2 protein-coding genes are annotated in these 506 nt (G+C 64.0%); both read left to right on the forward strand.

The annotated features are described in order from the left end of the window. The coding region (locus CWM66_RS29630; RefSeq protein WP_146159970.1) for a hypothetical protein at nt 1-160 on the forward strand (160 nt) is incomplete at its 5' end. 21 nt (nt 161-181) lie between these two features. Then, nucleotides 182-481, forward strand: coding sequence for an integration host factor subunit alpha (locus CWM66_RS28300; protein WP_057647499.1), 300 nt, complete (start codon nt 182-184; stop codon nt 479-481). Nucleotides 482-506: the final 25 nt, after the last annotated feature.

A 506-nucleotide genomic window follows, 5' to 3' on the forward strand; every position in this document is an offset into this window, starting at 1 on the left:
CTACGTCGGCCCCGGCGTCGAAGCCGGCTTCAAGAGTCTGGCTATGGGCTTGATTTTGCAGGATAACTCGCGCACGCTCACGGATCGGGACGTGGAGGCCGTGGTGGCCGATGTGGTGGCCGCCGTCGAGCGCGAGCATCGCGCCCGGATCCGGAGTTGAGGCGGTAACAGGGGGCATGCCATGGCATTGACCAAAGCGGAAATGGCCGAGCGGCTGTTCGACGAAGTCGGTCTGAACAAGCGCGAGGCCAAGGAGTTCGTCGACGCGTTCTTCGACGTGCTGCGCGATGCGCTGGAGCAGGGACGCCAGGTGAAGCTGTCGGGTTTCGGCAACTTCGACTTGCGGCGCAAGAACCAGAGGCCCGGTCGCAATCCCAAGACCGGCGAGGAAATTCCGATTTCCGCGCGGACGGTGGTGACCTTCCGCCCGGGACAGAAGCTCAAGGAACGGGTGGAGACCTATGCTGGATCCGGGCAGTAACCGCGAACTTCCGCCGATACCGGCC

It is taken from the genome of Kosakonia sp. H7A (assembly GCF_003028445.1).
Lineage (GTDB): Bacteria > Pseudomonadota > Gammaproteobacteria > Enterobacterales > Enterobacteriaceae > Kosakonia > Kosakonia radicincitans.